The 13,970-nt window shown below is 45.9% G+C and carries 12 protein-coding genes; 4 read left to right on the plus strand and 8 right to left on the minus strand.

The features are described from left to right. Window positions 1-10: 10 nt before the first annotated feature. The gene (gene hprK / locus V1497_RS16370) at window positions 11-946 is read right to left on the minus strand and encodes an HPr(Ser) kinase/phosphatase (protein ID WP_349410860.1); all 936 of its coding nucleotides are present in this window, start codon (window positions 944-946) and stop codon (window positions 11-13) included. A 195-nt stretch (window positions 947-1,141) separates the two neighbouring features. Between hprK and V1497_RS16375 the strand changes: the two genes are divergently transcribed. Next, window positions 1,142-1,564 (plus strand): GNAT family N-acetyltransferase, encoded by a 423-nt coding sequence (locus V1497_RS16375; RefSeq protein WP_349408584.1) that lies wholly within the window; start codon window positions 1,142-1,144, stop codon window positions 1,562-1,564. A gap of 423 nt (window positions 1,565-1,987) precedes the next feature. Here V1497_RS16375 and V1497_RS16380 read toward each other — a convergent pair whose 3' ends face one another. The 6 genes from V1497_RS16380 to uvrB all read right to left on the minus strand — a co-directional run bounded on the left by V1497_RS16380 (window position 1,988) and on the right by uvrB (window position 10,993). After that, a complete protein-coding gene (locus V1497_RS16380) occupies window positions 1,988-3,916 on the minus strand; it encodes a heavy metal translocating P-type ATPase (protein ID WP_349408585.1) in 1,929 nt (642 codons plus the stop codon). Between the two features lie 230 nt (window positions 3,917-4,146). Beyond that, window positions 4,147-4,509, minus strand: a complete 363-nt coding sequence (locus tag V1497_RS16385; protein WP_349408586.1) for a phage holin family protein — start codon at window positions 4,507-4,509, stop codon at window positions 4,147-4,149. Window positions 4,510-4,521: 12 nt separating this feature from the next. Beyond that, window positions 4,522-5,664, minus strand: a complete 1,143-nt coding sequence (locus V1497_RS16390) for a DUF4097 domain-containing protein (RefSeq protein ID WP_349408587.1) — start codon at window positions 5,662-5,664, stop codon at window positions 4,522-4,524. Between the two features lie 17 nt (window positions 5,665-5,681). After that, on the minus strand, window positions 5,682-5,987 hold the full coding sequence (locus V1497_RS16395) for a hypothetical protein (protein ID WP_349408588.1): 306 nt from the start codon (window positions 5,985-5,987) through the stop codon (window positions 5,682-5,684). A gap of 156 nt (window positions 5,988-6,143) precedes the next feature. Beyond that, window positions 6,144-9,008 carry an excinuclease ABC subunit UvrA gene (gene uvrA, locus V1497_RS16400; RefSeq protein ID WP_349408589.1) on the minus strand — a complete coding sequence of 955 codons (2,865 nt, stop codon included), beginning with the start codon at window positions 9,006-9,008 and terminating at the stop codon, window positions 6,144-6,146. A gap of 5 nt (window positions 9,009-9,013) precedes the next feature. Continuing rightward, complete coding sequence (gene uvrB / locus V1497_RS16405) at window positions 9,014-10,993, minus strand: excinuclease ABC subunit UvrB (RefSeq protein WP_349408590.1); 1,980 nt, start codon at window positions 10,991-10,993, stop codon at window positions 9,014-9,016. A gap of 251 nt (window positions 10,994-11,244) precedes the next feature. Between uvrB and V1497_RS16410 the strand changes: the two genes are divergently transcribed. The 3 genes from V1497_RS16410 (at window position 11,245) to V1497_RS16420 (ending at window position 13,717) form a co-directional block, all read left to right on the plus strand. Continuing rightward, complete coding sequence (locus V1497_RS16410; protein ID WP_349408591.1) at window positions 11,245-11,631, plus strand: YobA family protein; 387 nt, start codon at window positions 11,245-11,247, stop codon at window positions 11,629-11,631. 60 nt (window positions 11,632-11,691) lie between these two features. Next, complete coding sequence (locus V1497_RS16415; RefSeq protein WP_349408592.1) at window positions 11,692-12,390, plus strand: AIM24 family protein; 699 nt, start codon at window positions 11,692-11,694, stop codon at window positions 12,388-12,390. 457 nt (window positions 12,391-12,847) lie between these two features. Next, window positions 12,848-13,717 carry a sulfite exporter TauE/SafE family protein gene (locus tag V1497_RS16420; protein WP_349408593.1) on the plus strand — a complete coding sequence of 290 codons (870 nt, stop codon included), beginning with the start codon at window positions 12,848-12,850 and terminating at the stop codon, window positions 13,715-13,717. Window positions 13,718-13,720: 3 nt separating this feature from the next. Here the strand turns inward: V1497_RS16420 and V1497_RS16425 are convergent, their stop codons facing one another. Further along, window positions 13,721-13,951, minus strand: coding sequence for a DUF2198 family protein (locus V1497_RS16425; RefSeq protein ID WP_349410861.1), 231 nt, complete (start codon window positions 13,949-13,951; stop codon window positions 13,721-13,723). Window positions 13,952-13,970: the final 19 nt, after the last annotated feature.

Here is a 13,970-nt window from a genome sequence, read left to right on the forward strand (position 1 = left end):
TCTGTTCCTCCTAAAAGTCGTCGTAATCAGGCGTGTCTATGACATGGTTCAATTTATCGGAAAACTGCTGTGCCGCGTTTACGCCCATCTTCTTCAAACGGAAGTTCATGGCTGCCACTTCAATGATGATCGCCAGGTTCCGTCCAGGTCGGACAGGAACAGTGAGACGCGGTAGCTCACAGTCGATGATCGTCATCGTTTCCTCATCAAGACCGAGACGATCGTACGTCTTTTTCGAATCCCAAATCTCCAAATTGATGACCAATGCGATCTTTTTGAAGTTCCGGATCGCACCAGCTCCAAACAAGGTCATGACGTTGATGATTCCAAGACCTCTGATTTCAAGGAGGTGCTTGATCAGTTCTGGCGCACTCCCGACAAGAGTCTTTTCATCCTCCTGCCTGATTTCCACTGAATCATCGGCAACTAGACGGTGCCCTCTCTTTACAAGCTCCAGAGCTGTTTCACTTTTACCGACACCACTCGCACCTGTAATAAGCACCCCAATACCGTAAATATCGACGAGTACGCCATGAACCGCTGTGCTCGGAGCGAGCTTGCTTTCAAGGTAATTTGTCAGCCGACTGCTCAGACGGGTCGTTGTCATTGGAGATCGCAGAATCGGGATGTTCTTTTCCTCTGCAGCCTCCGCCAACTCAGATGGGACCTCCCAGCCCCTTGATATAACGATTCCTGGCGTTTCATTCGTACATAGCTTTCGAAGCCGTTCTCTCCGTATCCGTTGATCCAAACCGTTCACGAATGAAAGCTCTGTCTTCCCTAACAGCTGGAGCCGCTCAGCTGGATAGTACGCAAAATAACCGGCCATTTCAAGACCGGGTCTCGAGATATCACTAGTCGTGATCGCCCTATGAATGCCTTCTTCACCATGGACGAGTTCAAGGTCGAATTCCTTAATCAAATCTTTAATATGTATATTCGCCATCAAGATGGTCACTCCCAAACTTCTAACGTTCTACCACAGTATATTTTAGCACTCTTTCGCAAATCTTGCTTTACACCTACACCTATTTTTCCATAAACACAGTGGAAAATATGTCCTTTGGCTTACAATCCTTTAAATTATTTAAGCTGACGCGATAGGAACGTGCTATTCTTTATGTAAAACCAGGAGGATCGTATGTTGAAAATGAATGAGGAGAATCCGGAAAAGCAAGCCTTCTACGACTTGTTCCAAACGACAGGCTGGGATCTTGAATTCACAGTGGATTCTTTATATGAAGCAATCTCCAACAGTTGGTATGTCGTAAGCGTCTATGAAAATAAGCAGCTGGTCGGCTACGGACGGATCCTTTCCGATGGAGTTTATCAGGCGATGATCTGTGATTTGATTGTGTTGCCAAGCTTGCAAGGAAAAGGGATCGGAACGAAGATCCTCGAGAGGCTGCTTGCGAAATGTAAGCAACAAGATATAAAAATGGTTGTCTTGATGAGTGCACGATGTAAAGCTGGGTTTTACGAGAAATTCGGTTTTAAAAAGCGGCACCCAGAAGCACCGGGGATGATCTGGAATGGAGAACTGGGGAGAAACGCGGAGATATGAGGACACGAGTGTGTGGGATTTTATTACTCATAAGGACAAATAGCAGCTATTTGTTACTTTCTTTACCCCCAATTTCGGGTTTTTCGTGTTTTGGGGCAAATAAACGGCGTTTCTTTGCCCTCATTCTAGGGTTTCCGTATTTTCGGGGCACATAAATGCCTTTTCTCTACCCTCATTTTGGGTTTATCGTGTTTTCAGGGTAAATAAACGGCTCTTCTTTGCCCTCATTTTAGAGTTTCACTGTTTTCAGGGCACATAAATGCCTTTTCTTTGCCCTCACTTTAGAGTTTCGCTGCTTTCAGGGCACATAAATGCCTTTTCTTTGCCCTCATTTTAGAGTTTCCAAGCTTTGATGACATTTATAAAGGTGCTAAACACTTGAGTGGTTCAGCACCAATAAAATACACGAATTATAATCTCCATTCATCCTTTCAACAGTCGTAAACTATTCAGGATGACGAGGATTGTGCTACCTTCATGGCCGATGACACCCATAGGCAAGTCGATCACCTGGATGAAGTTTGAGGCAATCAAGGTCATGATGACGATGACCGAGAAAACAAGGTTTTGCTTGATGATGCGGGTCATTTTACGAGATAGCTTCAACACCTCTGGCAGCCTTGAAAGCTGATCGTTCATCAGCACCACATCGGCTGTTTCCAATGCGACATCCGTGCCTTGCCCCATGGCGATTCCAATGTCTGCCGTTGCAAGTGCAGGTGCGTCATTGATCCCGTCTCCTACCATTCCCACATTTCCGTATTCTTCTTTTAACCGACGAACCTGGACGACTTTTTCTTCAGGCAAACATTCTGAAATAAAAGAGTCGATTCCAGCTTCATCAGCTAATGCTCGGGCTGTCGCTTCACTATCACCCGTCAACATGATGGTCGTGACCCCAAGATCTCTCAATTCAGAAATCACCTGTTTGCTGTCCTCTCGAATACGGTCCTTTATCGCAAATACAGCTGCAATTCCTTGACCATCATCCGCGTATACAAGGGTTTTCCCTTCACTGATCCATTTCTGTGTTTGATATTGATGAAACTCCTCCAGTTCATCACCGACAAACGATTTCTTACCGATTATCCAGTCCGTTCCTTGAAAGCTGCCTTTAACGCCATTCCCAGCAACCGTTTCGACAGTCTCTGGTACCGACAATGGAATTGCCCGCTCTTGAGCAGACGTGACGAACGCCTCTGCCAGCGGATGATTGGAATGGGATTCAATGGAGGCAACCGCCTGCCATACGTATTCCTCATCCAAATCGTCTCTCACCAGGTAGTCGGTGACCTCGGCCTTACCAATCGTAAGCGTACCCGTTTTATCAAACGCGATTGCGTCCAGCTTCGCGAGATGGGTAAGATGGTTTCCTCCTTTTAAAAGAACACCCTTCCGCGCCCCATTCGACAACGTCGATAAAACAGCTGGCGCAATAGACGCCATCACTGCACATGGCGAAGCGACGACCAACAAAATCATCGCCCGGTAAAACGTCTCCGTCCAGCTCCATCCCAAAACGTAATGGGGCAGAAACATCATGAAACCGACAACTAAGAGGACAAGGTTCACATAAATTCCTTCGAACCGCTCAATGAACTGCTGAGATTCCGATTTTTCATTTTGCGCTGTTTGAACGAGATCGACAATCCGTTGAAAAACGGTATCCTTGCTTGAGCGAGTAACACAAACTGTAATTGTGCCGCTATCGTTGACCGTTCCTGTAAAAACATCATCGCCGATTTCTTTATGGACTGGTAGTGATTCGCCGGTAATCGTTGATTGATCAACGGTTGTCGTCCCTTTTTCAACAACCCCATCCGCTGGGATCTGGTCGCCTGGTCTCACAAGTATTCGATCATCTACACGCAATGCTTCCGCCATCACCTCTACCAACTGGTTATCCCGAATTTGTAACGCAGTCGAGGGTTTTAAATTCAACAAGGAGGTAATCGTCTTTCTGCTTTTATTCAACGTGTAGGTTTCCAATGCACCACTGATTGAAAAGATGAAAATCAACAACGCACCTTCAAGCCAATATCCGATGATCGCTGAACCGATTGCCGCAAAAACCATCAACAGCTCCACGTTCAGCTTCTTCTCTTCAATCGTCTCGAGAATCCCTTCCTTCGCCTTCGCGAATCCTCCGATCAAATAGGCAAGCACGAAAAAGGTGACTGAAGCATAAACCATATTCTGATTGGATAAAAACCATCCTGTCATAATCAATATGCCGCTTAGAAGTGCCGCCATCAATTCCCAATGCTCTTGAAACACGGTTTTCATTTTAGATGCACGAACGTTTTCAGGACTTTCACTAATTTGCTCTGAATAGACCAACTTCTCTTCCATCACATTTGGAACTCCTTCCTAAATGAGAATGAAAACTAACCTCATTACCGCTCTGAAAATACAAGAGCTGCCAACGGTAGAACGTTGACAGCAATCTGAAGTCGTTGTTTAATCTATTCGTTTTTATTTAAAATGGTTCCAAAAATAAAATGATTTTAATCAGTATATCACCTTTTTGCCAATATTGAAAACATTCATTTTACATAAAAAAGCAGCTGAAAAATCAGCTGCTATTTTTTATTCAAAGGTCTGACAATCAAATTATTGATCAAAAGGTTCAGGATCGAAATGATGACGGCTGCAAGAATGGCCATTCCAAAACTGGTGATGACGAATGCATCCCCCATCAACCATTGCGTCAGCATAAGCGTGATCGCATTGATGACAAATAAGAAAAGGCCCAAACTCAACACGGTTACCGGCAAAGTCAGGATAACCAGGATCGGTTTTACAATCGCATTCATGATTGATAATAAGATACTTGCGATAATGGCTGCGCCCACGCCGGATAAAAAGAACGATTCAGTGAAATATCCAGATACGACCATTAGAACGACAGTATTGACGAGTAGTGAAATGATCCAGCTTCTCAATGAGCACCCTCCTTATCTTTTCGCGATTGAAATGGAACCAGTTTTCGCCTCTGCTTCAATTTTGAACGTTGTCGCCGCTTCTTCATTCGAGATGAATTCCATCTCTTTCTGCACAACGTCCTTACTTTCTTTGTTCATCTTCACCTTATCAAGATAACAGTTCAAGCTGCCGATCGTCGCTTTCAGATTTCCGTCGATTCTTAACGTTTCAGGCACAAGTAACTCGATTTTGCCTGCAACGGTCTTAAAAGAAGCATTCCCAGGAATTGCTTCATCTAATACAAACATAATCGATCCATTCAACGTTTCTGCTTCCGCTCGCTCATAACGTCCATTCATACGGATTGCCCCGTTCAGGGTTTCAAGCTCGACCTTCTTCCAGTCGCTGTTTTCGAGTTTGATCTTTCCATTAGAGGTTGAAACATGAAGGGTCTTTCCTTCTACCCGATCAAGTGAAACAGCGCCATTGGACGTGCGAACAGTCATCGCCTCCGTTTGGATATCATTAAGAGATATGGCTCCGTTCGAGGTCCGGAGCTGAACCTCTTCATACAGCTTGGTCGGGATATACATATGTGCTTGGACCTTCATCCGATTTTCGTCCACCATCATTTGGAGCTCCCCAGATTCCAAAGCGAAATGGACATTTTTCATAAAATACGATTTCGCATCCTCTACAGTCTGCGTGCGGAAAACGGATGCTCGACACTCTACACGTACACTTTGCTCCTCCCAAGGATGAAGCTTGATTCCACCATTTGTAATGTGGACCTTGACCCGATTGATATCGACGTCATTTTCCTGGAAGACATGATCGACTTCAATCGATTGACCGAAGTTGAAATCGAAGTCGGAATCCTTGAGCTTAGTGACAACCCTGTCGATTAAGCTGGAAAACCTGCTGATGGTCGACTCGCTTTTCTTACCCGTTGTGTTTTGCTCCTGATTCGCCTGTTTCGCATTTTCTTCGGTTTTACTTTGTGCATGTGATGTATGTGATGCTTGCTGACTATCAGGTTCTTCTTGTGTTTCACTGCTGTTATTCACCTTAAGTGAGTCTGTATTTTCCCCGATCGCCTTCAACAGTTCCACGGCTTCACTCGTTGTAATTCTTCCTTCATCAAGCATTTTCAGAATCATTTTTCTTTCTTCCATGTATGGTCGGCCCCCTTCTATTTCTCTAATAATACGTGGATTCCCCTCACCACATTCCAGATAATGAGCACAATTGCGGTTCCTCCGAACAAAACGATATAGGAAATGGACAATACATTGAGCAATTGCCCCGATTCGAAAAAGAGAATGGAGAGCAACGCTAATGCGATGATTGGAATAAGGTGTGTCGTTATTGCCTTTCGGGCATGCTTCTTCACCTCTAGATGATCATTGAACAAGTAGATCATGAAAGGAACAAGGAAAGGAGCAAAGACGATGCTTAAATAGCTAAGGGATGAGATGAATTTATACGATGATGACACCTGGTACTCCTCCATTCAAAATGTATGCAGTGCAAGCGGTATTACCATGGTATGTAATGAACCAAGTCAGGATTCGACTGCTCAATCACTCTACTTCATTCGACATAAAAAATAAAAAGCCTTCTAAGCGTCATAATCTTAGAAGACTTTCATTTCTTACTTGCTGACCGCTTCTTTTTTCGCTTCCATTCGTTTACGTTCACGTTGGAGGATAGGTTTCAAGTATTTTCCGGTGTATGATTCGGGCGTTTCAGCAATCTGTTCAGGTGTTCCAGTTCCAACAATCGATCCGCCTTTATCTCCACCTTCCGGACCAAGGTCGATGATATGATCGACCGCCTTGATGACATCAAGGTTATGCTCGATGACCAGTACAGAATCCCCGTTCTCGACAAGTCGCTGGAGTACCTTCAAGAGACGTGAAATGTCATGAACATGAAGGCCTGTCGTCGGTTCATCAAGGATGTACAACGTTTTACCAGTCGAGCGTTTGTGAAGCTGGGATGCAAGCTTGACACGCTGCGCTTCCCCTCCGGAAATCGTCGTCGATGATTGACCGAGCTTGATGTAGCCAAGTCCAACATCCATCATCGTCTGGATCTTCCGCTTGATCTTCGGGATGTTCGCAAAGAATTCGACTGCTTCTTCAACCGTCAATTCCAAAATGTCCGCAATATTCTTCCCTTTGTATTTCACCTCGAGGGTCTCACGGTTATAACGCTTCCCATGACACACTTCACAAGGGACATACACATCCGGCAGGAAATGCATCTCGATTTTGATGATACCGTCGCCTCGGCATGCTTCACAGCGGCCGCCTTTGACGTTGAAGGAGAACCGGCCCTTTTTGTAGCCGCGAACCTTCGCTTCATTCGTTTGCGCGAACACGTCACGTATATCATCGAATACACCGATATAGGTTGCAGGATTGGAACGCGGTGTCCGTCCGATCGGAGACTGGTCGATATCAATTACCTTGTCGATATGATCGAGACCCTCGATTTTCTTATGCTCACCAGGCTTTTCCTTCGCCCGGTGCAGCTTTAATGCAAGTGATTTATAAAGGATTTCATTAATCAAGGTACTTTTCCCTGATCCAGAAACACCTGTCACGCCTGTAAATACTCCAAGAGGGATATCAACCGTTACATTTTTCAGGTTGTTTTCGGTCGCGCCTTTGATTGTCAGCTTTCGTCCGTCCGATTTCCTGCGTTCAGCTGGTAATGGGATGAACTTTTTACCAGACAAGTATTGGCCTGTTAACGAGTTTTCATCATCCATGAGCTCTTGAGGGGAGCCTTGTGCGGTAATCTGCCCGCCATGCGCCCCGGCTCCTGGTCCAATATCAATCAGGTAATCGGCGGCAAGCATCGTGTCTTCATCGTGCTCGACGACAATCAACGTATTCCCTAAGCTACGCATTTCTTCGAGGGTATTGATCAACCGGTCATTATCCCGTTGATGAAGCCCGATCGAAGGCTCATCCAGGATATAAAGGACACCTGTAAGCCGTGAACCGACTTGAGTCGCGAGACGAATCCGTTGTGCCTCTCCGCCGGACAATGTCCCAGCTGAACGGCTCAGCGTCAAGTAATCCAAGCCGACGTTCACAAGGAATCCTAAACGATCATTGATTTCCCTCAGGATGAGTCGTCCGATTTGCAGTTCTTTTTCGGTCAGTTCCAGTCCGTTGAAAAATGCAGCGGCATCCTTTACGGACATATCTGTAATGTGCCCGATATGGTGCTCACGGATCTGGACAGCAAGTGCTTCCGGCTTCAAACGGTGTCCATCACAAGTTGGACAAGCCTTTTGCGCCATGTAGCCTTCCATTTGCTCACGGATATAATCGGAGCTTGTCTCACGATAACGTCGCTTAATATTGTTCACGACACCTTCAAAGAGGATGTTGTTCTCCCTCACTTGACCAAAGTCGTTTTCGTAGCGGAAGTACACCTTTTCCTTGCCGCTACCGTAAAGGATTTTATCCAATTTGGTTTTCGGCAGATCTTTGACTGGTACATCCATATCAATGCCGTAATGGTCACATACACTTTTCAATAACTGGGGGTAATATTGCGAGCTTTGCGGCTCCCAAGGCGCAATGGCATGCTCTTTTAAGGAGCGGTCCCAATCCGGAATGATCAGATCGAGATCGACCTCCAGCTTCGTTCCGAGTCCATCACAGCTTGAACAAGCACCAAACGGACTGTTGAATGAGAACAAACGCGGTTCAAGTTCCCCGATCGAAAAACCACAATATGGACATGCATGATGCTGACTGAAGAGAAGCTCTTCGTCCCCGATGACGTCGACAATTACTTTGCCATCAGCAATGTTCAACGCTGTTTCCAATGAATCAGCCAATCGTGTTTCGACGCCTTCCTTGACGACGATTCGGTCGACGACGATTTCGATCGAGTGCTTCTTATTCTTCTCAAGCTTGATCTCTTCACTGACATCGACGATCTCTCCGTCTACACGGACACGGACGTACCCTTCCTTTTTAATATCTTCGAGGACTTTGACATGCTCCCCTTTACGGCCACTAACGACAGGCGCAAGGATTTGGAGCTTCGTCCGTTCCGGATACTCGAGGATACGATCGACCATTTGCTGGACGGTTTGTGATGTGATCGGCACATCATGATTCGGACAAATCGGAGTACCGATCCGCGCAAACAAGAGACGTAGATAATCATAGATTTCGGTTACCGTTCCTACAGTGGAACGCGGATTTTTACTTGTCGTTTTCTGATCGATGGAGATCGCAGGGGAAAGTCCCTCGATTGAGTCCACATCCGGTTTATCCATCTGACCTAGAAATTGTCGTGCATAAGCGGAAAGGGATTCGACGTACCTGCGTTGCCCTTCCGCATAAATTGTATCGAATGCAAGAGAGGATTTCCCTGAGCCGGATAAACCGGTCATGACGACCAGCTTGTTCCGTGGAATCGTCACATCGATGCCTTTCAGGTTATGCTCTCTCGCTCCTTTTATCGTAATATTTTCATTTGGCATAGGAGTCATCCTTCCGCTTTTAACTCTAGTACGAGGTCACGAAGTTCAGCTGCTCGCTCGAAGTCGAGGTTCTTGGCTGCTTCCTTCATTTCCTTTTCCATCTTTTCAATGACTTTTTCGCGTTCTTTCTTCGTCATCTTCTCAACAGGCTTCGATTCTGTCGTACCCGGCTGGTCTTCCGCATCCACCGTAGCGCGGATCAAAGCTGGTATCGACTTCTGAATCGTTTGTGGGGTGATACCGTGCTCTTCGTTGTAGGCGATCTGCTTCTTACGACGACGTTCTGTTTCATCGAGCGCAATCTGCATCGAATTGGTGACCTTATCGGCATACATGATGACATGACCGTTTGCATTACGTGCGGCACGTCCAATCGTCTGGATAAGAGAACGCTCTGCACGGAGGAAGCCTTCTTTATCGGCATCTAAAATCGCGACAAGGGAAACCTCCGGAATGTCGAGTCCTTCACGCAGGAGGTTGATTCCGACAAGAACGTCAAACACACCTCTCCGCAAGTCCCGAATAATCTCAATCCGTTCAAGCGTCTTGATTTCCGAGTGGAGGTAACGGACCTTGATTCCATTTTCATGGAGATAATCGGTCAAATCCTCGGACATTTTCTTCGTCAATGTCGTCACGAGGACACGTTCTTTCTTCTTCACCCGTTCTTGAATTTCATCGATCAAGTCGTCAATCTGTCCTTCGATCGGTCGGACATCAATCGTTGGATCAAGTAATCCTGTCGGACGGATGATCTGTTCTGTCATCTTCGGTGAATGCTCAAGTTCATAAGGACCTGGGGTAGCCGAAACATAAACTGCCTGGCTCACTTTCTCCTCGAACTCTTCAAACCGTAAAGGACGGTTATCCTTTGCTGAAGGCAGGCGGAAACCGTGATCCACAAGTACCTGCTTCCTTGCCTGGTCCCCGTTGTACATGCCTCGAACCTGTGGAAGCGTGACGTGGGATTCGTCGACCATCAACAAGAAATCTTTCGGAAAGTAGTCGATTAACGTATATGGCGTCGAGCCCGCCGGTCGCAATGTCAGGTGTCTTGAATAGTTTTCGATCCCTGAACAGAAGCCCATTTCCTGCATCATTTCGATATCGTAACGGGTACGCTGCTCAAGACGCTGAGCTTCAAGCAGCTTGTCCTGCTCCTTCATTTCTTTCAGGCATTCTTCAAGCTCTGCCTGGATTCGTTCAATGGCAAGCTTCATCTTCTCTTCACGTGTAACGAAGTGGGAAGCCGGAAAGATGGCTACGTGCTTCCGTTCTCCGAGAATTTCCCCGGTCAGTGCATCGACCTCTGTTATGCGATCGATCTCGTCTCCGAAAAATTCGACCCGGATGCAGTGCTCATCGCGTGAAGCTGGGAAGATTTCGACCACATCACCGCGGACTCGGAATGTACCACGCGTGAAATTTACATCATTCCGCGCATATTGGATATCGACAAGATCTCGAAGGAGCTTATCCCGGTCTTTTTCCATTCCCGCTCGCAGGGAAACAACGAGTTCCTTGTATTCTTCCGGGTTACCTAAGCCGTATATACAGGAAACACTCGCAACGATGATGACATCCTTCCGTTCAAAAAGCGCAGAGGTTGCCGAGTGACGTAGCTTATCGATCTCGTCATTAATGCTCGCATCTTTTTCAATGAATGTATCGGATTGAGGGATATACGCCTCAGGCTGATAATAATCATAGTAACTGACAAAATACTCTACCGCGTTGTTCGGAAAGAGTTCCTTGAATTCACTGTATAATTGACCAGCGAGGGTTTTATTGTGGGCGATGACCAGGGTCGGTTTATTCACTTCCTTGATGACATTGGACATCGTGAAGGTCTTCCCTGTTCCTGTTGCCCCGAGTAAGGTTTGATGCCGTTTTCCAGCATTGATCCCCTCGACCAGCTCTTTGATCGCTTTCGGTTGATCCCCTTGAGGCTGGTATTTGGACACCAATTCAAACTGTTGCTCCATGCCGAGTTCCCCTCCGTTTCCATAATCTCACTATCACACATTATAGCACAGGCGAAAGATAAAATAACAAAAAAACGAACTTACATTCGTATATTAAAATCTGGAAATCAGAATGAAACGACTGCCATTCCTTTTACGTCTAAATAATAACGTGACATCCATTCCTTTTGTCTTAAGAGTTGGACATCGCTTCAACGAAAAATTCCCGTTTTTAGATGAAAGGAAACGTAATGACGAATGGGGGAAACAACATGAAAAAATGGTTCTTTGGCTCTTTGTTTATGATGATGCTCTTGCTAGCTGCTTGCGGAGGAAAAGGTGATACCGTTTCAACCCAAGTTGGCGAAGATTCGACCGACAATGAAATCTGGGAACAATCGATTACAGGTTATGTAGCAGACAAGGACGAAACGAGAATCCTTTTATTAGGAAAGATTACAAAAGAACAATTAAATACGATGAGTGTAAACGAACTTTTGGAAACAGCAAGGCCCGAGGCCTACTGGTTCAAGGTCGACAACATCGATCAATATGAAATTGGACAAAAACTGGAGGTCTGGCCGACGGGTGCGATCGCAGAGTCCTATCCTGCTCAAGGGATGGCTGGAAAAATCGAAGTTTTAGATGATGCCGAATAAAGGAAACCTTTCCTCTCTGTTGAACGTAATGATATAAAACGGAGAAATGAAGGTGATCGAATGTCCAAATATTCAATTGAAGAGTTTGTCAGAAAAACATCACAGGAGGATAAAGGGGAAGGCTTTTTCGAGCTTGAAACACCGAGAATGCTTGAGGTCAATCTCGATGGGACCGTCTGGGCAAAGATGGGCTCGATGGTCACGTACCATGGACAAATCAAATTCGTCCGTGAAGGAATTTTAGAGCACGGCATCGGAAAGATGTTCAAAAAAGCCTTCACAGGTGAAGGGGCCGCATTGATGAAAGCGGAGGGCTCTGGGAAGGTCTACCTTGCCGATCAAGGAAAGAAAATTTCCATCCTGCAATTACAGAATGACTCCATCTATGTAAATGGGAACGACCTGCTCGCGTTCGAACCATCGATCAATTGGGATATCAAGCTGATGAGGAAGATCACCGGCATGATGTCGGGGGGCTTATTCAATGTCCATTGTGAAGGTACGGGGATGATTGCGATCACCTCGCACTATGAGCCGCTCACAATCCAAGTCAAGCCTGGTAGACCGGTCATGACGGATCCGAATGCAACCGTCGCATGGTCGGGATCCCTCTCACCAGAATTCCGGACCGATGTTTCATTGAAAACATTCTTCGGTCGGGGCAGCGGTGAGTCGATCCAAATGCGCTTTGAAGGAGAAGGATTCGTCGTCGTCCAACCATTTGAAGAAGTGTACTTCCAAAATGACAGCTCCAGCTGATCTTAAAAGCGTCGTAAATGCCGCTTTATTTAGCTTGTTGTCCTCTAAAAGCTTCTTTTTAATTAAGACGGTGTCTGTGCAATGCCTCGACAGGAGTCTACGTAGTATTTCCCTTCTTCCTAAAATAGGCTAGCAAAATGGCTTATGCGATTTTGTATGAACAGGCTCTGTTATACCAGAATATTGATTGTAGCATAAAGGGGCGAGACTCCTGCGGGAAAAGCGAGCCAAGCGAGACCCCGCAATGAGCAAAGCGAATGAGGAGGCTTGCGGTTCGCCCGCGGAAAGCGAGCATCCTTTAGGCGAAAATCAACTACCAACTTAAACAGAGCCTTAAGCGGCCTCAAGCCGCTTTTTTCTTATGGGTCATTGGCTTGTTGGAAATCGTTTGTGGAATCCTGGGCTGCGATGCTGTAACATAGACAGAAGATACGCATCACCAGAGGAGCTTTTTTTAATGGATATATTCTTTTACATCATACTAGGTTTTGCAGTCGGCATTTTGTCCGGCTACTTTGGCATTGGTGGCGGATTCATCCTCACCCCAGTGCTCATGCTGATCGGTTTTTCACCGGTCGTTGCGATTACGACGAGCCTGATGTACGCCATCGGATCTTCACTATCCGGTGTTTGGGCGCATTTCAAAATGAACAATGTCGTTTGGAAAACAGCCGTTTTTCTCGGTTTAAGCGGGGTAGTCGCTACCCAATTCGCCAAACCGTTCGTTCTATGGCTTGATCGGAACAATTATGACGAAACGACGATCCCTGTCATATATGCGATCATTATTGCTTATTTCGCTTATTCTCTTTTGAAAAAGAGTGAAAAGAAAAACGTTGCCCAAATGGGGAAGCCAGGAATCGCAAAAACGTTGATCATCGGATTCATCGGCGGTCTCATGTCAGCCACCTTAGGAGTCGGTGGCGGCTTCGTCATGGTCCCTCTCATGATCTCCCTCATGGGATTTGAATCACGGAAGGCGGTCGGGACAAGCCTTGTCAGTGTCATGATGATCGTTACCGCAGGATTCATTTCGTATTCCGTTACGATTGAGATCAACTATGCACTCGGTCTTTTATTGATTGCTGGTGCCTTATTCGGTAGTCAGGTCGGAGCGAAGCTTACCTCCTACTATTCGAACGATCAAATCAAAAAATATTTCGGTCTACTCTATATCACGACATTAGTAGGAATCCTGTTCGAACTCTTCAAAATCGAGATTGCCGGCATCATCGCTTTAGGCCTTTATGTCGTAACACTCCTCTCCAAGTTCACAATCGACTTTATCTGGAGCCGAAAATCAAAAGCGTCTATCCAAGAACGATAGACGCTAGCTCCATTTCTTATCTACTTTTTTCCCAATCCGTAATGAAAAATACGATCCAACCAACACACCGACTACTCCGGCAATAATCGTCCAAAAGCTCTCAAAGTTTTTGAATAGGACGACCATGATTATGACCGCTAACGCAATCGAAACCCAGCGATTGTATGTTACCCGTGCTAAAAACGGAATGAGTATGATCGGTAAAATGATTGCACTTACTGCTTCCAATACCATCTTCACAAATTGCCTCCTA

The organism is Pseudalkalibacillus sp. SCS-8 (assembly GCF_040126055.1).
Lineage (GTDB): Bacteria > Bacillota > Bacilli > Bacillales > Fictibacillaceae > Pseudalkalibacillus > Pseudalkalibacillus nanhaiensis.

Coding starts and splice junctions, on each gene's coding strand:
- V1497_RS16420 (WP_349408593.1), top strand. CDS start 12,848: ATGGATATATTCTTTTACATCATACTAGGTTTTGCAGTCGGCATTTTG.
- V1497_RS16415 (WP_349408592.1), top strand. CDS start 11,692: ATGTCCAAATATTCAATTGAAGAGTTTGTCAGAAAAACATCACAGGAG.
- V1497_RS16410 (WP_349408591.1), top strand. CDS start 11,245: ATGAAAAAATGGTTCTTTGGCTCTTTGTTTATGATGATGCTCTTGCTA.
- hprK (WP_349410860.1), bottom strand. CDS start 946: ATGGCGAATATACATATTAAAGATTTGATTAAGGAATTCGACCTTGAA.
- uvrA (WP_349408589.1), bottom strand. CDS start 9,008: ATGCCAAATGAAAATATTACGATAAAAGGAGCGAGAGAGCATAACCTG.
- V1497_RS16375 (WP_349408584.1), top strand. CDS start 1,142: ATGTTGAAAATGAATGAGGAGAATCCGGAAAAGCAAGCCTTCTACGAC.
- V1497_RS16390 (WP_349408587.1), bottom strand. CDS start 5,664: ATGGAAGAAAGAAAAATGATTCTGAAAATGCTTGATGAAGGAAGAATT.
- V1497_RS16380 (WP_349408585.1), bottom strand. CDS start 3,916: ATGGAAGAGAAGTTGGTCTATTCAGAGCAAATTAGTGAAAGTCCTGAA.
- uvrB (WP_349408590.1), bottom strand. CDS start 10,993: ATGGAGCAACAGTTTGAATTGGTGTCCAAATACCAGCCTCAAGGGGAT.
- V1497_RS16425 (WP_349410861.1), bottom strand. CDS start 13,951: ATGGTATTGGAAGCAGTAAGTGCAATCATTTTACCGATCATACTCATT.